The organism is Proteus sp. FME41, assembly GCF_014897315.1.
GTDB lineage: Bacteria > Pseudomonadota > Gammaproteobacteria > Enterobacterales > Enterobacteriaceae > Proteus.
Genome location: NZ_JABUYL010000007.1, coordinates 38,406 through 61,372, shown reverse-complemented (window position 1 = coordinate 61,372; position 22,967 = coordinate 38,406). Strand labels below are relative to the sequence as shown.

The window sequence follows — 22,967 nt, the reverse complement described above, 5'->3', positions numbered from 1 at the left end:
TAGGCATAAAACGTTTCTTAATTGCTATTTTACCCTGTTATTTCACTTTCATAAATTACTGAAAGCCAATCTATTTCGGTTATGTTGAAAAATGAGGAGAAAATAAAAGAGAATACAGCAAAGAAGGGAATTAAGAAGGGAGCCGTTAAGCTCCCCTTTAAAATAAAACGCTCAGAATCAATCAATAGAACGTTTAATTTCAATAACTTGGAAGACTTCAATCATATCGCCGGCGCGGACATCGTTGTAGTTTTTCACACCGATACCACATTCCATACCGTTACGAACTTCATTGACGTCATCTTTAAAGCGACGCAGTGACTCAAGTTCACCTTCGTAAATAACCACGTTATCACGTAGAACACGAATTGGATTATTACGTTTAATGTTACCTTCTGTCACCATACAACCCGCGATTGCGCCGAATTTAGGTGATTTAAACACATCACGGACTTCTGCAAGACCCATGATTTCTTGTTTATATTCAGGTGCTAACATACCGCTCATTGCCAGTTTGATTTCATCAATCAGGCTATAGATAACGGAATAGTAACGTAAATCAACACTTTCTTGTTCAATGATACGGCGCGCAGAAGCATCAGCACGAACGTTAAAACCAAGGATGATTGCGTTAGAAGCTGCGGCTAAAGTTGCATCAGTTTCAGTGATACCACCCACACCTGAGCCAATAATTCTCAGCTTAACTTCATCAGTAGAGAGTTTATTTAAGGCTTCAGTAATCGCTTCACAAGTTCCTTGAACGTCTGTTTTTAGAACAATGTTCAGTTCAGAAACTTTACCTTCTTCCATGTTAGCAAACATGTTTTCCAGTTTAGATTTCTGCTGACGAGCCAGTTTAACATCGCGGAATTTACCTTGACGGTATAGCGCAACTTCACGTGCTTTCTTCTCGTCACGAACAACGGTTGCTTCATCACCTGCAGAAGGAACGCTAGACAGACCTAAAATCTCAACAGGCATTGATGGGCCCGCAGATTGAATATCTTGGCCTAATTCGTTACGCATTGCACGAATACGACCGTATTCGAAACCACACAGAACGATGTCACCTTTGTTTAGTGTACCTTCACGAACTAGGATAGTGGCAACTGGACCACGACCTTTATCGAGGTAAGATTCGATAACAACACCGCTTGCCATGCCTTCTTTAACTGCTTTCAGTTCAAGTACTTCAGCTTGTAGAAGAATAGCATCGAGTAATTCATCAATCCCTAAACCCTGTTTTGCAGATACGTGCATAAACTGAGTTTCACCGCCCCATTCTTCTGGCAAAATACCATATTGAGACAGCTCAGTTTTAACGCGATCAGGATCGGCTTCGTGTTTATCAATTTTGTTCACAGCAACAACAACAGGCACGTTTGCTGCTTTTGCGTGTTGGATTGCTTCGATAGTTTGTGGCATTACACCATCATCTGCCGCAACAACCAGAACAACGATATCCGTTACCTGAGCACCACGAGCACGCATTGACGTAAACGCGGCGTGACCTGGGGTATCTAGGAAGGTAATTTCACCTTTATCAGTTTTAACGTGATAAGCACCGATATGCTGAGTAATACCACCCGCTTCGCCAGATGCTACTTTCGTTGAACGAATGTAGTCCAGTAATGACGTTTTACCGTGGTCAACGTGACCCATAATGGTAACAACAGGTGCACGAGATACTGCACTTTCTTCGCCAGTATCACGATCACTCATGACTTGTTCTTCTAACTCGTTCTCACGACGTAAGATTACTTTATGGCCCATTTCTTCCGCAACAAGCTGTGCAGTTTCTTGGTCTAAAACTTGATTAATAGTCGCCATTGCGCCCATTTTCATCATAGTTTTGATAACTTCAGACCCTTTTACTGCCATTTTGTTTGCAAGTTCAGCAACAGAAATGGTTTCACCAATAATGACATCTCGGTTTACAACAGCAGCTGGCTTATTAAAACCTTGTTGTAATGAGCTACCTTTACGTTTGCCTTTCTTGTTAGTACGACCTGCAGCACGCGCTTCTTCACGATCTGCTTTTTCAGAATGGCGGTTATTTTTCTTAGGACGAGGAGCCTTAGCAGCGGTGCGACCACGACCGCGGCCACCTTCAACTTCAGCATCACTCTCATCTTCAGCATCACGAGCATAGCGTGATGTTGTTACATGATAGTCTGAGCCTTCAGTTTCAGGCGCTTTAGGTTCAGTCGTCCATTTTTCAGCATTTTCTTCAGCTAAAAGACGTGCTTTTTCTGCTGCAACACGCGCTTCTTCTTCCGCTTTACGGCGTTGTGTCTCTTCCGTTTTACGCTTCAATTCAGCCTGTTCAGCATTGCGACGTGCTTTTTCCTGATCTGCTTTATCAGCTTTTGGTTTATCGTTTTGTTTCACTTTATCTTTTTCCGCTGCTTCGCGCTTAGCTAATTCCGCTGCTTCACGTTTTGCTTCTTCAGCTTCACGTTTCACTTTATCTTCGGCGTCTTTCTTTGCCTTTTCAGCTTCACGTTTTGCTTTTTCTTCAGCTTCGCGCTGTGCTTTCTCTTGTGCTTCGCGCTGGGCTTTTTCTTCGGCTTCGCGATGCGCCTTTTCTTCCGCTTCACGCTGAGCTTGCTCATCCGCTTGCGTTTTTTCAACGGCGTCGCGGTTCACATAAGTGCGTTTTTTGCGGACTTCGATGGCTACTGATTTACTTTTGCCACCTGTACCAGGAACACTTAACGTACTACGAACTTTACGTTGTAACGTTAATTTTTCTGGTTGGTTGGTTGATACGTCTTTATCACGATTCAACCAAGCCAGTAAGGTTTCTTTCTCTTTTTGGGAGACAGAATCAGAGACGGTCTTCTTAATACCGGCATCAGCAAACTGCTGTACCAAACGTTCAACCGGTGTCTGAATCTCTTCTGCCAGTGATTTTACTGTTTCATCTGTCATTCTGTTCCTTCCTGCTCAGTTGTTACGCATCATTCCCAAACCAGCAGATATTACGAGCAGCCATAATGAGTTCGCCTGCGCGTTCATTAGTAAGGCCTTCAATATCAGTCAGGTCGTCGATACCCTGTTCGGCAAGATCTTCCAGTGTGCAGATACCACGGGCAGCTAGATCAAATGCTAAAGAGCGCTCCAAGCCTTCGAGAGCTAATAAGTCCTCTGCTGGCTGGTTATCGCCTAGGCTTTCTTTTTGAGCCAATTCAATCGTTGTGAGTGCTGCTTTTGCTCTTTCACGTAGAGCTTCAACGGTATCTTCATCTAATCCGTCAACCGCCAGCAATTCACTGATTGGCACATAAACTAACTCTTCAAGGGTAGAGAAACCTTCTTCAACTAAAACAGTTGCGAAGTCTTCATCAATGTCGAGATGCTTAGTAAATAGTTCAATGGCTGCGTTTGCTTCTGCCTGATGTTTTGCATTCAGTTCATCAGCAGTCATGACGTTTAATTCCCACTTGTCATCACCACGATGTTTTTTCAGTAACTGTGCTGCCAGACGTACGTTTTGACCATTACGACCAATCGCCTGTGCAAGGTTACTGCTTTCAACCGCAACATCCATTGTACAGTTGTCTTCATCAACAACAATAGAAGCAACATCTGCCGGAGCCATTGCATTAATAACGAATTGTGCAGGATTATCATCCCACAAAACAATATCAATTCGCTCGCCGCCCAATTCACTGGAAACGGCTTGTACACGTGCACCACGCATACCAACACAAGCACCCACAGGGTCAATACGCTTGTCGTTAGTTTTTACTGCGATTTTGGCACGAGAACCTGGATCACGCGCGGCTGCTTTAATTTCAATGATTTCTTCGCCAATTTCTGGCACTTCAATGCGGAATAATTCAACCAGCATTTCAGGACGAGAACGCGTCACGAAAAGTTGTGCACCACGAGTTTCTGTACGTACATCGTATAACACACCACGCAAACGGTCACCTGGACGGAAGTTTTCACGCGGTAACATATCTTCGCGTAAAATAACCGCTTCTGCGTTATTTCCTAAGTCTAAGGTGATGTTTTCGCGATTTACTTTCTTCACAACACCCGTGATAATTTCGCCTAATTGTTCGCGGAATTGATCAACAACCATTGCTCTTTCAGCTTCACGTACTTTTTGTACGATAACTTGCTTGGCGGTTTGTGTTGTAATACGGTCGAAAGTAACAGATTCAATCTGATCTTCGATAAAGCCACCTAGCTCAATGCCAGGCTCTTCATATTGTGCAGCTTCAAGCGTGATTTCGCGGGTAGGTTGAGTAACTTCATCAACAGCAACCCAACGACGGAAGGTATCGAAATCCCCCGTTTTGCGATCGATGCTAACGCGAACATCAATCTCTTGCTCGTATTTTTTCTTAGTTGCTGTCGCTAGTGCGGTTTCCAGTGCTTCAAAAATCTTTTCACGAGGAAGAGATTTTTCGTTAGAGACCGCTTCCACAACAGCCAGAATCTCTTTGTTCATCCTAGTTGCCTCTTCAAAACTCAAAAGTGGGGTACCAGGTTAGCTTTCTGGATGTTGCTCAGTGCGAACACTTCGTCTTTACCATCCACAGTAACCGTGATCATTTCGCCAGCGACAGACTTAATAATGCCCTGCCATTTACGGCGGTTTTGCATTGCAATTCGTAATACGATAGCGGCTTCTTCGCCGATAAATTGCTCATAGTGCGTTGCAGTGAATAAAGGTCGTTCTAAACCAGGAGATGAAATCTCAAGGTTATAAACTGTTTGAATTGGATCTTCAACATCCAGTACAGCACTGACCTGGTGGCTAACATCAGCACAATCATCAACAGTGATACCATCTTCACTATCAATATAGATACGCAATGTTGATTCTCGGCTACGAATAAACTCAAGACCGACAAATTCAAAGCCTAATGCTTCTACTGGTGCTGAAATCATCGCTGTTAATTTTTGCTCTAATGTGGACAAACCCACCCCCAAGGCATAAAAAAAGGGCCTATAGCCCAGTATTCTATTCTCTGATAACAAAAAACCCCGAAATTCGGGGCTTTATGCAACTGGACCCTGTAACTTGCCATTCGAGAATAACCTCTTCTTACGGCACATTCCACTCAGGATCATAATCGGTTCAACAAGATGATTAATGAGAAAAGTGCTGTATTGTTAGAAGTGGTTGCGGGGGCCGGATTTGAACCGACGACCTTCGGGTTATGAGCCCGACGAGCTACCAAGCTGCTCCACCCCGCGTTCGAAAAACGTGGCAAATTTTACGCTGATAACAAGCAAAACGCAAGCTATCTGGAATAATGGTGCCGAGAACGGGACTTGAACCCGTACGCCCGTTTTATAGGCACTACCACCTCAAGGTAGCGTGTATACCAATTTCACCACCTCGGCACTTTAATGAGACTGTTACTGCGTAAAAATTAACAATCTCATTTAAATCTTTTCTTAGTCTTACTGCGGAATATCTGTATTTGCTGGCGCTACAGGCTGTGCTGATTGCTCAGCTTTTTTAGCTTCTTCTGCAGTCTGCTCGATAGACATCCACTTGCTGTCATCACGTACAGTTTTATTGGCACTTAAATTACCTAAAATAAGGGCAAGTACAATAAAAGCTGTCGCTAAAACAGCGGTCATACGGGTCATAAAGTTAGCTGAACCGCTTGAACCAAATACTGTACCGGAAGCACCTGCACCAAAAGAAGCGCCCATATCAGCACCTTTACCCTGCTGTAACAGGATCAAACCAACTAGCCCTGTTGCTACAATGATAAGAATAACAATGAGTGCCGTATACATTTGCGTTACCTTTTTTATGGAACTTATCGTCTTAACGATAACCTTCGATTGCTTCACCCGCTTTAGCTCAAGACCTGACTAAGCGGGTGTGAATACTAACCAAAGCTGAACTGACAAGCAAGGTTATTTTTCTACAAAGTGATTGATTGAAGAAAAAAGCATCAATTAGCCAACGTGCTTCACTGCGTCAGCAATACGATTTGCCATTGCAGTGACTTGCTCTTCATTTTCACCCTCAACCATCACGCGAATTAAAGGTTCTGTACCTGATTTACGCAACAACACACGTCCTTTACCGGCAAGTTCTTCTTCAACCGCTTTAGCAACCTTCTGAACTTCAGGTGTTTGTAAAGGATCATGACTGCCCGTAAAACGGACATTAACTAAAATTTGAGGTAATAATTTCATGCCGCTGCATAAATCATGCAAGCTCATGTGATTACGTACCATCGCACTTAAGACTTGTAAACCTGCAACAATACCATCACCGGTCGTTGTTTTATCTAATAAAATAATATGGCCTGAGTTTTCAGCCCCTAAACGCCAGCCTTTTTCTTGTAATTTTTCGAGCACATAGCGGTCACCCACTTTGGCTCTTACAAAAGGAATACCCAGTTGTTTAAGGGCGATTTCTAATCCCATATTACTCATCAGTGTGCCGACTGCGCCACCACGCAATTGACCTTGGCGTAAGGCTTCTCTCGCAATAATATAGAGAATTTGGTCACCATCGACTTTTAAACCTTGATGATCAACCATGATAATACGGTCACCGTCACCATCAAAGGCTAAACCAACATCTGCACCTTCTTCAAGTACACGTTGTTGTAGCATACGGACATCTGTTGCGCCGCATTCTGCATTAATATTGATACCTGTCGGATCACAGCCAATCGTAATCACTTCAGCACCTAACTCACGAAATACATTAGGTGCAATGTGGTATGTTGCGCCATGAGCACAATCAACAACCACTTTTAAGCCATTAAGGTTATTCTCGTTAGGAAAAGTCCCTTTACAAAATTCAATGTAACGGCCCGCCGCATCGACAATACGATTTGCACGACCAAGCTCTGCCGATTCAACACACGTAATTGGTTTTTCCATTTCAGCTTCAATCGCTTCTTCTACTTCATCGGGTAATTTTGTTCCATCAATAGAGAAGAATTTTATTCCATTATCATAATAAGGGTTATGAGATGCTGAAATCACAATTCCCGCTTCAGCGCGGAATGTACGTGTTAAATACGCAACGGCGGGTGTTGGCATAGGGCCTGTAAATGAGGCTGATAAACCCGCCGCGGCTAAACCTGCTTCTAATGCAGATTCCAACATATAGCCTGAAATACGTGTATCTTTGCCAATAATGATTTTACGAGAGCCATGACGTGCTAATACTTTGCCCGCAGCCCAACCCAGCTTTAATACAAAATCAGGTGTAATTGGACTATCACCTACTTTTCCACGGATACCATCTGTTCCAAAGTATTTACGTTCGCTCATTCATTATTTTCCTTTGCAGAAAGAGTCGCTTGTACGACTTTCATCGCATCAACTGTCTCTTTAACATCGTGTACACGAATAATTTGTGCGCCTTGCATTGCTGCAATCACAGCACAGGCCACGCTACCCGCAACTCGTTCTTGTGGCGGTACATTTAATAGTTGTCCAACCATTGATTTGCGTGACATTCCAGCCAGTATGGGTAAACCAAAGTGATGAAGTTCACTTAAATGTGCTAATAATTGGTAATTATGCGCTAAATTTTTACCAAAGCCGAATCCTGGATCAAGAATAATTTGATTTTTTTCAATTCCAGCATCAACACAACGCTGAATATTTTCTCGTAAAAAACGGTCAACATCTATCATCACATTCTCATAATGTGGTGATTGTTGCATAGTTTTAGGATCGCCTTGCATATGCATAATACACACAGGCAAACCCGTTTTAGCAGCAGCTTCAAGTGCTCCTGGCTCTTGCAAAGAGCGAATATCATTAATAATTGAAGCACCTACATTTGCCGATTCAGTGATTACTTGAGCTTTGGATGTATCAACAGAAATCCAAACATCAAAACGCTGACGGATAGCATCAACCACAGGAACAACACGCTGTAATTCTTCATCTATAGAAACATCACTTGCGCCAGGTCTTGTCGACTCTCCACCAATATCGATGATAGAAGCACCATCAGCGATTAGTTTCGCCGCGTGGTTAAGCGCATCATTAAGTGAATTATGAGTGCCACCATCAGAAAAAGAGTCCGGAGTGACATTCAAAATCCCCATAACGTGAGGTGTAGATAAATTAAGTTCTCTGCCCTTAGCAATCAATTTCATTTCATTGATACCTTTATAAAAAAAACCCCAGAAGCCTGGGGTTTGTATTTATAGCTTATTCAATATGCACAATCCGATAAGGATTAGTGAGTATTGTTATCAGAAGGCGTATCACTTTCTGACTCTGGCTTATCTTTTGGCTCACTTGCCACATGTGTTTGAGTCGGCTGGGCAGTAGTGGTTGTACCACTATTACCATTATTGCCTTCCCAACCTGCAGGTGGGCGAACATCACGACGATTCATTAAATCATCAATTTGAGGCGCATCGATAGTTTCATAAGTCATCAGTGCATCTTTCATTGAATGAAGAATATCAAGGTTATCCATTAATATTTGACGTGCACGAACATAGTTACGATCAACGATGGCTTTAATTTCTTCGTCAATAGTGCGCGCTGTTTCATCAGACATATGTTGCGCTTTCGCAACAGAACGACCTAAGAATACTTCACCTTCTTCTTCTGCGTACAGTAATGGCCCTAATTTTTCAGAGAACCCCCACTGAGTCACCATGTTACGTGCAATACTTGTTGCTACTTTGATATCATTAGATGCCCCAGTAGAAACATGCTCTACACCATAGATGATTTCTTCCGCTAAACGTCCACCATAAAGTGTTGAAATTTGGCTTTCTAATTTCTGACGGCTTGCACTTATTTGGTCACCTTCAGGTAAGAAGAAAGTCACACCCAATGCGCGCCCACGAGGAATAATCGTTACTTTATGCACAGGGTCATGTTCTGGTACTAAGCGTCCAATAATCGCATGTCCGGCTTCATGATAAGCTGTTGATGCTTTTTGTTCTTCCGTCATTACCATTGAACGACGTTCAGCACCCATCATTATCTTATCTTTCGCTTTCTCAAATTCGACCATTGAGACAACACGTTTATTACCACGTGCAGCAAATAGAGCAGCTTCATTCACTAAGTTAGCTAAGTCTGCACCAGAGAAGCCTGGTGTACCACGCGCTAAAATTGCAGGATCAACATCTGGTGATAAAGGGACACGACGCATATGGACTTTAAGAATTTGCTCACGTCCGCGTACATCGGGTAAACCCACAACCACTTGGCGGTCAAAACGACCTGGACGAAGTAATGCTGGGTCTAAAACGTCAGGACGGTTAGTTGCCGCAATAACGATAATACCTTCATTTCCTTCAAAACCATCCATTTCAACTAGCATTTGGTTCAGTGTTTGCTCACGTTCATCATGACCACCGCCTAAACCAGCACCACGTTGACGCCCTACCGCATCAATTTCATCAATAAAGATGATACATGGTGCTGTTTTTTTAGCCTGTTCAAACATATCACGAACACGAGAAGCACCAACACCCACAAACATTTCAACGAAATCAGAACCTGAAATAGTAAAGAATGGGACTTTCGCTTCACCCGCAATAGCTTTCGCTAATAGTGTTTTACCAGTACCAGGAGGCCCTACCATCAAAATACCTCTAGGGATTTTACCGCCTAGTTTCTGGAAACGACCTGGATCACGTAAGTATTCAACTAATTCGCTTACTTCTTCTTTTGCTTCATCACAACCCGCGACATCCGCAAAAGTTGTTTTGATTTGGTCTTCTGTCAACATGCGTGCCTTACTTTTACCGAAAGACATCGCACCTTTACCGCCACCACCTTGCATTTGGCGCATAAAGAAAATCCAAAGACCAATCAGTAATAGCATTGGGAACCAAGACACAAAAATTTGAGTCAGAAGACTTTGGCCTTCAAGGGGTTCACCCGTTACTTTTACATTACGGTTCATTAAAGTGGTCAGCAGGTTGTCATCACGCATAGGCATATACGTGCTGTACTTTGAGTTATCTGTTTTAGTTACATTAATATCATAACCACTTATGCTGACCTCGCGTAACTGGTTATTAGTTAACTCATTGATAAAGGTAGAGTAATCCACCTTACGACTATTCGAATCGCTGGGTCCGAAGCTCTGGAATAATGACATCAAAACGACTGCAATAACTAGCCAGAGGATCAGGTTTTTCGCCATGTCACTCAAGGGATTAACCTCATATTACAACTGTGTTAACAAATAGCTTTAGGGTACTAAAGTTTACGCCCTGTGGCTACAATATATACCTCACGGGAACGAGACCGTGAAGCGTCTGGTTTACGAACTTTCACTTTCGTAAACAGGGAGCGTATTTGCCCTAGGTATTCATCAAAGCCTTCTCCCTGAAACACTTTGACAATAAAACTTCCCCCGGGAGCCAGTACATCACGACACATATCAAGCGCTAACTCCACTAAATACATGGATCGAGGGATATCGACCGCGGGGGTACCGCTCATGTTTGGAGCCATGTCAGACATGACAACCTGGACTTTATTTTCACCTACTCTATCAAGCAACGCCTTCAACACAAGTTCATCACGAAAATCGCCTTGAAGGAAATCGACTCCAACAATAGGATCCATAGGTAAAAGGTCACATGCGATGATTCGACCTTTGCTTCCTAACTGCTGTACAACGTATTGAGACCACCCACCAGGAGCAGCACCTAAATCGACAACGGTCATACCTGGTTTAAAGATATTGTCACTTTGCTGAATTTCTTCCAGTTTAAACCAAGCTCGAGAGCGAAACCCTTTTTTCTTTGCTTGCAGAACATATTTATCACTAAAATGTTCTTGTAACCAGCGGCTAGAGCTTGCCGAACGTTTCTTATTGGCCATTGCGTTTTCCAACTATCATACACTTAGCTATCATAATTTTTACTATTTCACTCATTTAACCCCGTATTAACGACATTTTATGGTGATAAGTGAGAGATGGCGTTAGAATAGACCGTTTTCAATCCCAACAAAGCAAAAATTAATGATGACTCTTAACAAAAAACAAATTCAACACCTGAAAGGGCTCGCTCATCACCTGAATCCAGTCGTTATGATTGGTAACAACGGACTGACTGAAGGCGTTCTTGCAGAAATTGAAGTCGCTCTGGCACACCATGAGCTTATCAAAGTCAAAATCGCAGGCGAAGATCGAGATGTTAAAAACTTGATCGTTGCAGCGATTGTACGCGAAAGCGGTGCACAGAATGTACAAGTTATCGGAAAAATTCTTGTTCTTTATCGTCCTTCAGAAGCACGTAAGATTATTTTACCGAAATAAAACTTGTATCTTTATATAAAAATGCCATAACTAACTCTATGGCAAAAAAGGCCTTTTAAGGCCTTTTTTATATTACCACAGGATAGCAGTCTAGTTTTCTATAGAAACGTAAAATTATAAATTAAATATATTCTACGTTTAAAACTTCATACTCAACTTGCCCACCTGGCGTTGTGATAACCACGACATCATCTAACTCTTTACCAATTAATCCGCGCGCAATAGGCGAATTCACAGAGATTAAGTTAACTTTGATGTTGGCTTCATCATCGCCCACAATGCGATAAGTTTGCTCTTCTTCTGTCTCAACATTTAATAATGTCACTGTTGAGCCAAAAATAATACGACCATTGTTATTTATTTTTGTAATATCAATAACTTGAGCATTTGATAACTTGGCTTCAATTTCTTGTACTCGACCTTCACAGAAGCCTTGTTGTTCTCTTGCTGCATGATATTCTGCATTCTCTTTTAAGTCTCCGTGTTCACGCGCTTCTGCAATAGCCGCGATAATTTCGGGACGACGAACACTTTTTAGATACTCCAGCTCTTCGCGTAATTTTTCTGCACCAAGAACTGTCATAGGGATCTGATTCATGTGTTAATACCTCAATACTATTCCTAATAAAAAATAGGTATCATCCTGATTTTTTATACTAACAACACAGAGAAAAGCATCTATTTACTCTTCTCAAGACAAAAAAAGACACAGGCAGCCTTAAATTGGGCCTGTCTCTACATATATTCGGTGAATTAAGGGTTATTTATTCCCCTACTCATGCTGTCGGGAAGCAAACTTAACTGCCCATACCTAAAACTAAATCTAACACAAGAGACGCATGGCTTCACGCCTTATCTCTCTTTATAAATCAATAAACAGATATTTTCTGATAATGCAGTAATCACTCGTTCTTCCGTTTACTTTTGCCCTCATTGCCCTTTAGTATTAGCCACTGGCAATCAATACTGTAACGTTACCACGCTATAGTCACGGGCAGAGAAATTATGCGCTTATTATCGATATTCCGACGGATACTTTATACATTAAGTATCATAAGTTTTTCAACTCAAGCAATACCTGTTGAAAACTACATTGAACATCTTCCTGAAGGAACACAAGTGGGTTTGATTACCCAACCCGTTGGCGCGGCGTCTCCTAGTCTTAATTATCATGCGGATCAATTAGCACTTCCTGCCAGTACTCAAAAAGTAGTGACAGCACTTGTGGCATTACTTCAATTGGGAGGTGATTATCAATTCATCACAACAATGGAAACAGAAGGCAAAATAAAAAATGATCAACTTAATGGTGATTTGATCTTTCGTTTTACTGGCGATCCCACTTTAACCCGTCAACAATTAAGAGGTATGGTTGCCGTATTAAAACAATCTGGTGTGACTAAGATACATGGCGACTTACTCATTGATACCTCTGCTTTCTCAAGCCATGATAAAGCACCAGGTTGGGTTTGGAATGATATGACTCAATGCTTTAGCGCACCACCAAGTGCAGCTATTGTTGATAAAAACTGTTTTTCTGTCTTACTGCAAAGTGGCAACAAAGACGGTGATATAGCGACCATACGCAAAGCCTCGTTTTACCCTGTTACAGTTTTAAGTGAAGTTGAAACTTATGAAAAAGGCTCAACACGCACCCGCTTTTGTGAGTTAGATGTCACTGTCCGTGATTTAAATACTTATGTCATTACAGGTTGTATCCCTAAACGTGATGATGCGGTACCGTTAATGTTTTCTATCCAAGATGGGGCTCACTGGGCTGGTACTATTCTGAAAGAAGAATTACAACGTGCCAATATTGAACTTGATGGTTATATAAAACGCCGTTCTCAACTTAAAGCTCCCGTAACAGTGCTCGCACAGACACAATCAAAACCATTACATAACCTACTCACCACCATGTTAAAAGAGTCTGATAATATGATTGCAGACACTGTATTTAGAACTATTGGTCGTGAGTATTATGGTGTTGCAGGGACATGGCGTTCAGGTGCAGAAGCAACCCGCGCTATTTTAAAACAAAAAGCGGGTATTGATTTGGGTAATACGGTAATGGTTGATGGCTCAGGACTTTCTCGTCATAACCTCATCTCACCCGCAACAATGATGCAAGTGCTTCAATACATTGGACAACATGATAATGAATTGAACTTTATTACGATGCTTCCGCTGTCAGGCCATGATGGTACATTACAATATCGCGGTGGCTTTCATGAAGCGGGTGTTGATGGCAAAGTTTCTGCAAAAACAGGCTCATTAAAAGGGGTTTATAATCTTGCGGGCTTTATGACCACCGCAAATGGGCAAAAAGTGGCTTTTGTACAATATGTTTCTGCCTATTCCCCCCCAACCCAAAATCGTAATGCGGGGCGCGCGTACTTAGTCCGTTTTGAAACTAATCTGTATAAAGATATGTATAATAACCGTTAAACTTACGATAGATAGATAAAGAAAACGCCTGATTAATCAGGCGTTTTTTGTTTTATCACAATAAGAATAATGATTAACGTTTGTAGATAAACTCTATACCGTCGTCATCTTCTTCATCCCAATCATCATCGTCGTCATCTTCTTCAAAATCAGGATTTTCTAGTTGTTCTTTATGGTAATCATCCCACATAAAGTCAACTTTTCCTGGTTCTGTGATGGTTGCCACTAAATCTTGCTCACGTGGCGTCACATTCAGGAATTCCATGATGTTCCAGCAAAGTTTTTTCACACCTTCTTGGTTGATGGCCGCTATCATGTAATAGTTTTCATCCCAACCGAGTGCTTCAACAATCGCTTTTGCCTTCTCTTTCGCTTCTTCTGCATCAAGAAGGTCTACTTTATTGAATACCAACCAACGTGGTTTTTTGGCTAATTTTTCGCTGTATTTCTCTAATTCAGAGACAATAATTTGCGCATTCTCAACAGGATCTGATCCATCAATAGGATCAATGTCGATCAAATGCAATAATACACGACAACGTTCTAAGTGTTTTAAGAATTGGATCCCAAGACCTGCGCCATCAGCAGCGCCTTCGATTAATCCAGGAATATCCGCAACAACAAAGCTTTGATGATTATCCATACGTACCACACCTAGGCTTGGTACTAATGTAGTAAATGGATAATCGGCAACTTTAGGTTTGGCTGCTGACACAGCACGAATAAACGTGGATTTACCCGCATTCGGCATACCTAACATACCCACATCAGCTAATAACATTAGCTCTAATAGTACTTCACGGGTTTCACCAGGCGTTCCCATTGTACGTTGACGTGGAGCACGGTTAACCGAGGATTTAAAGCGAGTATTACCTAAACCGTGGAAGCCGCCTTTAGCGACCATCTGCTTTTGACCGTGAACGGTTAAGTCAGCAATAATTTCATTGGTGGCTAAATCACGGACACGTGTCCCAACAGGAACACTAATCGTAATATCTTGACCACGCTTACCGGTACAATCACGACTGTGACCATTTTCACCACGTTCAGCACGATAAGATTTTGTAAAACGGTAATCAATTAGGGTATTCAGGTTTTCGTCTGCAATCATGTAGACATCACCACCATCACCACCATCACCACCGTCTGGCCCCCCATTAGGGATATATTTTTCGCGACGAAAGCTTACACAGCCGTTACCACCATCGCCTGCGACGATTAGGATCTTGGCCTCATCAACAAATTTCATGATTTTACTCCGTATAGTAGCCATTAACGTGCTGGATGGCCGAAATTACCCAGAGATGGCCTTTTTTAAATATAAAAAGCCCCGCAACAGACTTGCAGGGCTTTTAACTCGGTAACTAAAGGACCAGTAATTATTCAGCTTCGATGCTGATAAATTTACGGTTATTTGGACCTTTAACTTCGAATTTAACTTTTCCGTCAGCTAATGCAAACAGGGTGTGGTCACGACCACAACCAACGTTAGTACCTGCATGGAACTTAGTACCACGTTGACGAACGATGATGCTACCTGCTAATACAGCTTCACCACCGAAACGTTTAACACCCAGACGTTTTGCTTCGGAATCACGACCGTTACGAGTCGAGCCGCCAGCCTTTTTATGTGCCATTGAACTACTCTCCTAAACCTTAAGCGATACCAGTGATTTTAACATCAGTAAACCACTGACGGTGGCCCTGTTGTTTACGGCTATGTTTACGACGACGGAACTTAACAATCTTAACTTTCTCGCCGCGACCGTGAGCAACCACTTCCGCTTTAACTTTAACGCCCGCAAGGATTGGAGCGCCAATTTGAATATCATCGCCATTAGCGACCATCATTACAGTATCAAACTCGATTGTCTCGCCAGTAGCTACTTCAAGCTTCTCTAAACGAATAGTTTGACCTTCGCTGACTCGGTGTTGTTTACCACCACTTTGGAAAACCGCGTACATATAAACTCCGCTTTCCGCACACTCCCAATATGTATAATTTGAGTGCACAATTAAAATATTCACATAGGGCGCGAATTCTACGCAAATTTAGTGCCGATGACAAGTACAGATCGCAAACTAGCGTTAAAAAAAAGAGTTTTTTATGCGATATTTATTTCAGCCATTTTTAAAGTACAATCTAAATTATAAGAGAGTAAAATCTATGGCATGATCATTTTTTATTAATAATAACGCGCTCATTGGCGAGCCAAAGTCGAAAAAACATGAATTTAGAATCTATTATAAAACTAACATCCGCTGATATGGCTGCGGTAAATGAGGCAATCCTTTACCAGCTTAATTCAGATGTTTCTTTGATAAATCAACTTGGTTACTACATCATTAGTGGTGGTGGTAAAAGGATCCGACCAATGATCGCAGTGCTCACAGGACGAGCATTGGACTATCAAGGTGACAAACATATCTCGATCGCAGCGCTTATCGAGTTTATTCATACTGCCACATTGTTACACGATGATGTGGTTGATGAATCAGATATGCGCAGAGGTAAACAAACGGCAAATGCCGTCTTTGGAAATGCAGCAAGTGTACTTGTTGGCGACTTTATTTATACACGATCTTTCCAGATGATGACGGATCTTGATTCGATGCGTGTATTAAAATTAATGTCTAATGCCACCAATGTGATTGCTGAAGGTGAAGTTTTACAATTAATGAATTGTAACGATCCTAACATTTCTGAAGATGACTATATGCAAGTTATCTACAGTAAAACAGCTCGATTATTTGAAGCGGCATCTCATGCGTCAGCTATTCTTTCTGGTGCAACGCCTGAGCAAGAAAAAGCATTCCAAGACTATGGTCGCTATCTTGGGACTGCTTTCCAGCTCATTGACGATCTTCTTGATTATGATGCGGACAATACTCAATTGGGTAAGAACACGGGTGATGATCTTGATGAAGGTAAACCCACCTTGCCATTACTTCACGCAATGCATAATGGTAATGAAGAACAATCTCAATTAATTCGTCAAGCGATTGAACAAGGTAATGGTCGCCATTTATTGGATACGGTTTTGCATACCATGAAGCAAAGCGGCTCTTTGGAATATACCCGCCAAAAAGCAGAAGAAGAAGCTGACAAAGCAATTGATGCTTTATCAATTATACCCGATTCACCCTATAAAGAGGCGCTTATTGGGCTTGCTCACGTTGCAGTACAGCGTTTATCGTAATCCTAATGGTATTACTCCATTAATAGTATAAAGAAGCCCGCCAGAGCGACTATGTCGTCTCTGGTGGGTTTTTTAATTTATTGAGTACTTCTTCATTTTCTCGCTCAATAGCATCTTGATTATCTGCATCAATATAACTAATTAGTTTTGCTAATCCTTCCCGCAGAACGAATTTGACAATTTTTTCACGTTCTGACTTGGTCAATTGATAATAAGCTTCAACCCAAATCAAAAAAGCATCCTGACGTTTGGATAAATACTCTGCTGGAGGCTCGTGCGCAGCTAATACGCCAATAACCTCATCAGGCAGACTTTTCACTGAATACTCGACAGCTTTCCCCTGAACACCTCGTTTACGGCGATTCTCCCACCCTTCACGACGCGCCATCAAGTTCACTCCTTGCGGTGAGTTAGGTAACCCCGCAAGCCCCACTAATTCTTTCGCTGTATACCATTCTTTTTTCATGATCTCATCTCACATTCAACTAAGAGGTTAGTCAGATATCTGTTGCGGATAACGCAATAATAAATTCTTTAAAATCGCTTAATCATTGACGACTTTTTCTAAAAAACTTCTAATACCATCCCGCAATATCAGCTCTGTTAATGTTTTTTGTTCACCATCATTTAGTTGTTGGAATGCTTTCACCCAGATAACGAGTGGCTCCTCTTTTTTATTTAGTTTGTAATGTGCTAATGGTTCATAAAGTTCCAGAGCAATTAAAGTGTCTTCTGGTAAACAAGAACAATGATATTCAACGCCATTGCCTTGTTTATTCTTTATCTTTTGTTTTTGCCAACATTCACGTTTAGCTTTTGCATTTACACCTTGTGGTGATTTAGGTAATCCACCTATACCCGTCAATTCCTTTGCCGTATACCACTCTTTTTTCATTACGTTTCTCTAAAATTGTTATCAACTTCAAAAAAGAAATTATTAAGAAAAAAATCAGAAATCTTTTTAGAAAAATAATGTTATTTTATTTTCTAAATAATCAGTTTAAATGCTTTAGGACATTTCTAATAAACTGTTATTTATACCACTAACACAGCAATTAATTTTATAGAAAAAGGATTAAAAATGATTTCAAGGAAATCTGATTGGCATCCTGCCGATATTATTGCCGCACTTAGAAAACGAGGAACAACACTTGCTGCCATCTCTCGTCAAGCCGGATTAAGCTCTTCAACACTAGCAAATGCACTGTCACGCCCTTGGCCTAAAGGAGAGAAAATCATTGCTGATTATCTTGGTATCGCGCCTTCTGAAATTTGGCCAAGTCGTTATTTTCATCCTGAAACAGGAGAATTACTTGAACGAAAGATTCGTGACAAAACTAATAATTAACTAATAATTTCATACATTATAATTAATAAAAAAAACCGCTGATACTATATCAGCGGTTTTTATTTAAATTTGCATTATTTTTATAGCAAAAAAAGTATTTCTTTATTTATTTATAAATTCTTCACCAAGAATTATATCTTTTTTCAATACATCTAACATGCCATTAAGAGATTGTTTTTCAAAATCACTTAATTTACCAATAGATAAATATTCTTCTACGCCATTTTTACCTAAAAGAATAGGTTGTGCGAAGAAACGGGCATATTCTCCGTCACCCTCAGTATAGGTACATTCAATAACATTCTTCTCGCCATTAAAAGCACGAATTAATGAAAGACCAAAACGAGCGGCAGCTTGTCCCATTGATAATGTTGCAGATCCGCCACCTGCTTTTGCTTCTACGACTTCAGTACCTGCATTTTGGATACGTTTTGTCAGTGCAGCAACTTCATCATCTGTAAACGATACGCCAGCAACTTGAGAGAGCAGAGGAAGAATAGTGACACCCGAGTGTCCGCCAATCACAGGAACATTTGTTTTTTGGGGATCTTGGCCTTTTAGCTCAGCGACAAAGGTATTTGCACGAATGATATCCAGTGTCGTAATACCAAATAGGCGTTTTTTATCATAAACACCTGCTTTTTTGAGCACTTCGGCAGCAATAGCAACGGTTGTATTAACAGGGTTAGTGATGATACCAATCAGCGCTTTAGGACAATTTTGTGCCACTTTCTCAATTAAGTTGCGCACAATACCCGCATTAACATTGAAAAGATCCGAACGATCCATGCCAGGTTTACGAGCAACACCCGCAGAAATCAGAACAACATCAGCGCCTTTTAGAGCAGGAGAAGGATCTTCACCCGCAAAACCTTTTACAGTCACTTGGGTTGGGATATGGCTTAAGTCAGCTGCGACACCCGGTGTGACGGGAGCGATATCATATAAAGAGAGTTCACTACCAGCTGGAAGCTGGTTTTTAAGAAGAAGTGCCAGTGCTTGACCAATACCACCCGCTGCACCGAGAACTGCTACTTTCATTCTGATACTCCTTAGTTACGAGATAGTGGAACGCCTTAGAGAGACTCACTATTACGCAATTCACCTTTTAAAAAACAATTATTTAACAGCAATATTGCATAATAAGGCATTTACAGTGGAAAATAATACTTTGTTTATTCTAAACAAATTGCTTATCTGTTAATGAGATAGTGGACACTCTTTTGATAAATAATTCCAATAAATATGGCAAAGTGTTAAGTGAACCATTCTCCTTACAGCAATCATTTAAGCTTATCATTTATTTAACAAATATTTTACTTTAATTAAATTATCACATTCAAACTCAATAAATAAATCTTTTTTGCAGTACATCCTACTTTACAATGTTGAGTCACTTATCTCGCCCCTTTTTTCGTCTTATGTTGCATAAAAATTCACTTCTCTGCATAATACACAGGTTATTGATAACTCACTAAAGGTGAACTATGCGCATTCCTTCTAAGCAAGAAGACTTGGTTAAAGCGTTTAAAGCCCTGCTGAAAGAAGAAAAATTCAGTTCACAAGGCGAGATTGTGACCGCATTACAAGAAGCTGGGTATGATAATATCAACCAGTCTAAAATTTCTCGTATGCTAACAAAATTTGGTGCGGTAAGGACCCGTAACGCTAAAATGGAGATGGTGTATTGCCTTCCAACTGAACTTGGCGTACCAACAGCAAGCAGCCCATTAAAAAATCTGGTACTCGATATTGACCACAACCATTCTGTTGTTGTGATAAGAACCAGTCCAGGCGCTGCACAGCTTATTGCACGTTTATTAGATTCATTAGGCAAAGCAGAAGGGATCCTGGGCAGTATTGCAGGTGATGATACTATTTTCTCAACACCCGCCCCAGGATTTTCAACAGAAGAACTGCGAGATGCCATTTTAAACCTGTTTGATCAGGAACTATAATATCTTACTCTTCACTTAAAAATGAAAAGCCACTGAAATTTCAGTGGCTTTTCTTATTATTAGTACTGATTTTCTGATTCTTTAGGTTGTGCTAATTTCGTGAGCAATTTTTCATGTATGCCACCAAAACCACCATTACTCATGATCAATATATGATCACCCGCTTGCGCTTCTTTCGCGATCATATCAACTAATGTATCAAGATCAGTACTCCAACGTGGTGGCTGTACACAATGCTCTGCGATATCACTCACTAACCACTGAATATTTGATGGCTGGAATAAGAAGACTTCATCAGCTCGACCTAATGCTGGTGCGATATCGTCTTTACTAATACCCATTTTCATCGTATTTGAACGAGGTTCCAAAACGGCAATTATACGCGCTGTGCCGCCAACTTTACTGCGTAATGCTTCAAGCGTGGCTAGGATCGCCGTAGGATGATGAGCAAAATCGTCATAGACACTAATTTGATTAACTTCACCACGAAGTTCTAGGCGACGACGTGCATTAATAAATTTATCTAAAGCTTCACAAGCATCAGCAGGCAAAACACCAACATGATGAGCGGCAACAATCGCCATTAGGCCATTTTGCATATTATGTTCACCTGAAAGCGCCCAACACACTTCGCCTACTCGCTCGCCTTTATGAAATACGTCAAAATGATGACTGTCATTAGTTCGTTTTTTAGCCTGCCAATCACCTGTTTCACCCGTAAATTCTTGTTCGCTCCAACATCCCATGCCAATCGTCTGTTTTAAATTCATATCATAGTCAGGCATGATAATTTTCCCACTGCCCGGTACAGTGCGAACTAAATGGTGGAATTGTTTTTGAATGGCCGCTAAATCATCAAAAATATCGGCATGATCGAATTCAAGATTATTTAAAATTAGTGTACGTGGTGAATAATGGACAAATTTAGAGCGCTTATCAAAGAAAGCACTATCATATTCATCGGCCTCAATCACAAAGAAAGGGCTTTCACCTAACTGTGCTGATACTTGAAAATTACCCGGTACACCACCGATTAAAAAGCCCGGCTTATAACCACAGTCTTCTAAAATCCAAGCCAGCATACCTGCGGTTGTTGTTTTACCATGAGTTCCAGCTACGGCTAAGACCCAACGTTCAGGTAAAATATAATCATGTAACCACTGAGGGCCTGAGGTATAAGGCAAACCTTTTTCAAGTACCGCTTCAACACAAGGGTTACCTCGTGTCATTGCATTACCAACAATCACCATGTCAGGAGCAGGTTCTAATTGTTTTGGGTCATATCCCTCAATCAGCTCAATTCCTTGATTTTCAAGTAAGGTACTCATAGGTGGATAGACATTAGCATCTGAGCCTGTGACTTTATGTCCTTTAGCTCTAGCGAGGATGGCAAGACTTCCCATAAAGGTGCCACAAATACCAAGAATATGAATGTGCATGAATTTCTGTCCAATAGCATGAAGTTGGTCACTATTCTAACGATCAAAAAGCAGATAAGAAACGGATTAACCTTTGAAACATTCGATTCTTTGGCTAAACTTGCCACCACCAAGGAGATTTTTCTCCTTTTTTACTTTACCCACTCACATTCAGGACCTGCGTCATGAAAACATTAGGCGAATTTATCGTCGAGAAACAACAAGATTTTCCCCATGCAACTGGCGAACTCACTGCACTGCTTTCTGCCATTAAGCTTGGGGCTAAAATTATCCACCGTGATATTAACAAAGCAGGGTTAGTCGATATTCTTGGTACTAACGGTGTTTCTAATGTTCAAGGTGAAGCCCAGATGAAACTGGATCTTTACGCGAATGAGAAACTAAAAGCTGCACTAAAAGCACGTGGTGAAGTTGCGGGTATCGGATCAGAAGAAGAAGATGACATTGTTATCTTTGAAGGTGATCGCGCTGAAAATGCTAAGTATGTTGTACTAATGGACCCTTTAGATGGTTCGTCGAATATTGATGTAAACGTTTCCGTCGGGACTATTTTCTCTATTTACCACCGAATTACGCCAATTGGTCAATCTGTAACGTTAGATGACTTTCTACAACCTGGTCATCGCCAAGTTGCCGCAGGTTATGTCGTCTATGGCTCATCAACCATGTTAGTGTATACAACAGGTTGTGGCGTTCATGCCTTTACGTATGATCCTTCTCTGGGCGTGTTCTGTTTATCTCACGAAAGCGTACATTTTCCACCAACAGGTAACATGTACTCTATCAACGAAGGTAACTATATTAAATTCCCATTAGGGGTAAAAAAATATATCAAGTACTGCCAAGAACAAGATACAGAAACTAATCGCCCTTATACCACGCGTTATATCGGTTCTTTAGTTGCAGATTTCCACCGTAATTTACTGAAAGGCGGTATTTATATTTACCCAAGTACAGCCAGCCATCCTACTGGTAAATTACGTTTACTCTATGAATGTAACCCAATGGCATTTTTAGCAGAACAAGCTGGCGGTAAAGCAAGTAATGGTAAAGATCGCATTCTCGATATTGAACCTAAAGAACTTCACCAACGTATGCCTTTCTTCGTCGGCACTAAATCTATGGTTGAGCAAGCTGAAAGCTTTATGGCGCAATACCCAGACGAAGAATAATTTATTGGTCTAGCATCAATATAGATAAACCGGGCTTCTTATTCGTCCGGTTTTTTCATCTTTGAAAATAGAACTTCCTTTTATTTACTGCTTATTTTTACGTCAGAACGCAACATGTTCGGCAAAAAACGGGTATTGTTAA

General features: G+C 41.1%; 22 protein-coding genes and 2 tRNA genes. 6 read left to right on the top strand and 18 right to left on the bottom strand.

Translation table 11 applies throughout. The features are described from left to right. Window positions 1-177 precede the first annotated feature (177 nt). The 10 genes from infB to rlmE form a co-directional block, all read right to left on the bottom strand. Window positions 178-2,934: a translation initiation factor IF-2 gene (gene infB / locus INT04_RS08325; RefSeq protein WP_193015681.1), complete on the bottom strand. Its 2,757-nt coding sequence runs from the start codon at window positions 2,932-2,934 to the stop codon at window positions 178-180. A gap of 22 nt (window positions 2,935-2,956) precedes the next feature. Then, window positions 2,957-4,465 (bottom strand): transcription termination factor NusA, encoded by a 1,509-nt coding sequence (gene nusA / locus INT04_RS08320; protein ID WP_193015680.1) that lies wholly within the window; start codon window positions 4,463-4,465, stop codon window positions 2,957-2,959. A 20-nt stretch (window positions 4,466-4,485) separates the two neighbouring features. After that, the gene (gene rimP, locus INT04_RS08315) at window positions 4,486-4,938 is read right to left on the bottom strand and encodes a ribosome maturation factor RimP (protein ID WP_193015679.1); all 453 of its coding nucleotides are present in this window, start codon (window positions 4,936-4,938) and stop codon (window positions 4,486-4,488) included. A gap of 202 nt (window positions 4,939-5,140) precedes the next feature. Further along, window positions 5,141-5,217: transfer RNA gene (locus INT04_RS08310), tRNA-Met, on the bottom strand. A gap of 60 nt (window positions 5,218-5,277) precedes the next feature. After that, window positions 5,278-5,367, bottom strand: a tRNA-Leu gene (locus INT04_RS08305). Between the two features lie 60 nt (window positions 5,368-5,427). Continuing rightward, window positions 5,428-5,772, bottom strand: a complete 345-nt coding sequence (gene secG / locus INT04_RS08300; protein ID WP_193015678.1) for a preprotein translocase subunit SecG — start codon at window positions 5,770-5,772, stop codon at window positions 5,428-5,430. Window positions 5,773-5,937: 165 nt separating this feature from the next. Next, the gene (glmM, locus tag INT04_RS08295) at window positions 5,938-7,275 is read right to left on the bottom strand and encodes a phosphoglucosamine mutase (RefSeq protein ID WP_193015677.1); all 1,338 of its coding nucleotides are present in this window, start codon (window positions 7,273-7,275) and stop codon (window positions 5,938-5,940) included. Next, a complete protein-coding gene (folP, locus tag INT04_RS08290; RefSeq protein WP_193015676.1) occupies window positions 7,272-8,114 on the bottom strand; it encodes a dihydropteroate synthase in 843 nt (280 codons plus the stop codon). The genes glmM and folP overlap by 4 nt, the downstream gene beginning before the upstream one ends. An 83-nt stretch (window positions 8,115-8,197) precedes the next feature. Further along, window positions 8,198-10,144, bottom strand: coding sequence for an ATP-dependent zinc metalloprotease FtsH (ftsH, locus tag INT04_RS08285; RefSeq protein WP_193015675.1), 1,947 nt, complete (start codon window positions 10,142-10,144; stop codon window positions 8,198-8,200). Window positions 10,145-10,191: 47 nt separating this feature from the next. Continuing rightward, the gene (gene rlmE / locus INT04_RS08280; protein ID WP_193015674.1) at window positions 10,192-10,821 is read right to left on the bottom strand and encodes a 23S rRNA (uridine(2552)-2'-O)-methyltransferase RlmE; all 630 of its coding nucleotides are present in this window, start codon (window positions 10,819-10,821) and stop codon (window positions 10,192-10,194) included. Window positions 10,822-10,966: 145 nt separating this feature from the next. Here rlmE and yhbY point away from each other — a divergent pair, with 145 nt between their 5' ends. After that, entirely contained in the window at window positions 10,967-11,260 is a 294-nt protein-coding gene (gene yhbY / locus INT04_RS08275; protein ID WP_151436703.1) for a ribosome assembly RNA-binding protein YhbY, read from the top strand. 121 nt (window positions 11,261-11,381) lie between these two features. Here the strand turns inward: yhbY and greA are convergent, their stop codons facing one another. Beyond that, window positions 11,382-11,858 carry a transcription elongation factor GreA gene (gene greA, locus INT04_RS08270; RefSeq protein ID WP_193015673.1) on the bottom strand — a complete coding sequence of 159 codons (477 nt, stop codon included), beginning with the start codon at window positions 11,856-11,858 and terminating at the stop codon, window positions 11,382-11,384. A 407-nt stretch (window positions 11,859-12,265) separates the two neighbouring features. On the opposite strand from greA, the gene dacB reads away from it, so the two are divergent. Further along, window positions 12,266-13,708 (top strand): serine-type D-Ala-D-Ala carboxypeptidase, encoded by a 1,443-nt coding sequence (gene dacB, locus INT04_RS08265; RefSeq protein ID WP_193015672.1) that lies wholly within the window; start codon window positions 12,266-12,268, stop codon window positions 13,706-13,708. A gap of 73 nt (window positions 13,709-13,781) precedes the next feature. Here the strand turns inward: dacB and cgtA are convergent, their stop codons facing one another. The 3 genes from cgtA to rplU all read right to left on the bottom strand — a co-directional run bounded on the left by cgtA (window position 13,782) and on the right by rplU (window position 15,673). Beyond that, window positions 13,782-14,957, bottom strand: coding sequence for an Obg family GTPase CgtA (gene cgtA, locus INT04_RS08260; RefSeq protein ID WP_193015671.1), 1,176 nt, complete (start codon window positions 14,955-14,957; stop codon window positions 13,782-13,784). Window positions 14,958-15,087: 130 nt separating this feature from the next. Continuing rightward, window positions 15,088-15,345 (bottom strand): 50S ribosomal protein L27, encoded by a 258-nt coding sequence (gene rpmA / locus INT04_RS08255; RefSeq protein ID WP_004246250.1) that lies wholly within the window; start codon window positions 15,343-15,345, stop codon window positions 15,088-15,090. A 19-nt stretch (window positions 15,346-15,364) separates the two neighbouring features. Next, window positions 15,365-15,673 carry a 50S ribosomal protein L21 gene (rplU, locus tag INT04_RS08250; RefSeq protein WP_036939370.1) on the bottom strand — a complete coding sequence of 103 codons (309 nt, stop codon included), beginning with the start codon at window positions 15,671-15,673 and terminating at the stop codon, window positions 15,365-15,367. A gap of 263 nt (window positions 15,674-15,936) precedes the next feature. Here rplU and ispB point away from each other — a divergent pair, with 263 nt between their 5' ends. Further along, a complete protein-coding gene (gene ispB / locus INT04_RS08245) occupies window positions 15,937-16,908 on the top strand; it encodes an octaprenyl diphosphate synthase (RefSeq protein ID WP_193015670.1) in 972 nt (323 codons plus the stop codon). Window positions 16,909-16,957: 49 nt separating this feature from the next. Here the strand turns inward: ispB and INT04_RS08240 are convergent, their stop codons facing one another. Together INT04_RS08240 and INT04_RS08235 are read right to left on the bottom strand one after the other, a co-directional pair. Then, complete coding sequence (locus INT04_RS08240) at window positions 16,958-17,374, bottom strand: DNA-binding protein (protein ID WP_193015669.1); 417 nt, start codon at window positions 17,372-17,374, stop codon at window positions 16,958-16,960. A gap of 78 nt (window positions 17,375-17,452) precedes the next feature. Next, entirely contained in the window at window positions 17,453-17,803 is a 351-nt protein-coding gene (locus tag INT04_RS08235; protein ID WP_193015668.1) for a DNA-binding protein, read from the bottom strand. A gap of 186 nt (window positions 17,804-17,989) precedes the next feature. On the opposite strand from INT04_RS08235, the gene INT04_RS08230 reads away from it, so the two are divergent. Continuing rightward, window positions 17,990-18,256, top strand: coding sequence for a helix-turn-helix domain-containing protein (locus tag INT04_RS08230; RefSeq protein ID WP_109408493.1), 267 nt, complete (start codon window positions 17,990-17,992; stop codon window positions 18,254-18,256). 102 nt (window positions 18,257-18,358) lie between these two features. Here the strand turns inward: INT04_RS08230 and mdh are convergent, their stop codons facing one another. Beyond that, window positions 18,359-19,297, bottom strand: coding sequence for a malate dehydrogenase (mdh, locus tag INT04_RS08225; RefSeq protein ID WP_193015667.1), 939 nt, complete (start codon window positions 19,295-19,297; stop codon window positions 18,359-18,361). 446 nt (window positions 19,298-19,743) lie between these two features. Here mdh and argR point away from each other — a divergent pair, with 446 nt between their 5' ends. Continuing rightward, window positions 19,744-20,214 (top strand): transcriptional regulator ArgR, encoded by a 471-nt coding sequence (argR, locus tag INT04_RS08220; protein WP_193015666.1) that lies wholly within the window; start codon window positions 19,744-19,746, stop codon window positions 20,212-20,214. A gap of 59 nt (window positions 20,215-20,273) precedes the next feature. On the opposite strand, the gene mpl is transcribed toward argR, so the two are convergent. Next, window positions 20,274-21,653 carry a UDP-N-acetylmuramate:L-alanyl-gamma-D-glutamyl-meso-diaminopimelate ligase gene (gene mpl, locus INT04_RS08215; RefSeq protein WP_193015665.1) on the bottom strand — a complete coding sequence of 460 codons (1,380 nt, stop codon included), beginning with the start codon at window positions 21,651-21,653 and terminating at the stop codon, window positions 20,274-20,276. A gap of 164 nt (window positions 21,654-21,817) precedes the next feature. Between mpl and fbp the strand changes: the two genes are divergently transcribed. Continuing rightward, complete coding sequence (gene fbp / locus INT04_RS08210) at window positions 21,818-22,825, top strand: class 1 fructose-bisphosphatase (RefSeq protein WP_193015664.1); 1,008 nt, start codon at window positions 21,818-21,820, stop codon at window positions 22,823-22,825. Window positions 22,826-22,967 lie beyond the last annotated feature (142 nt).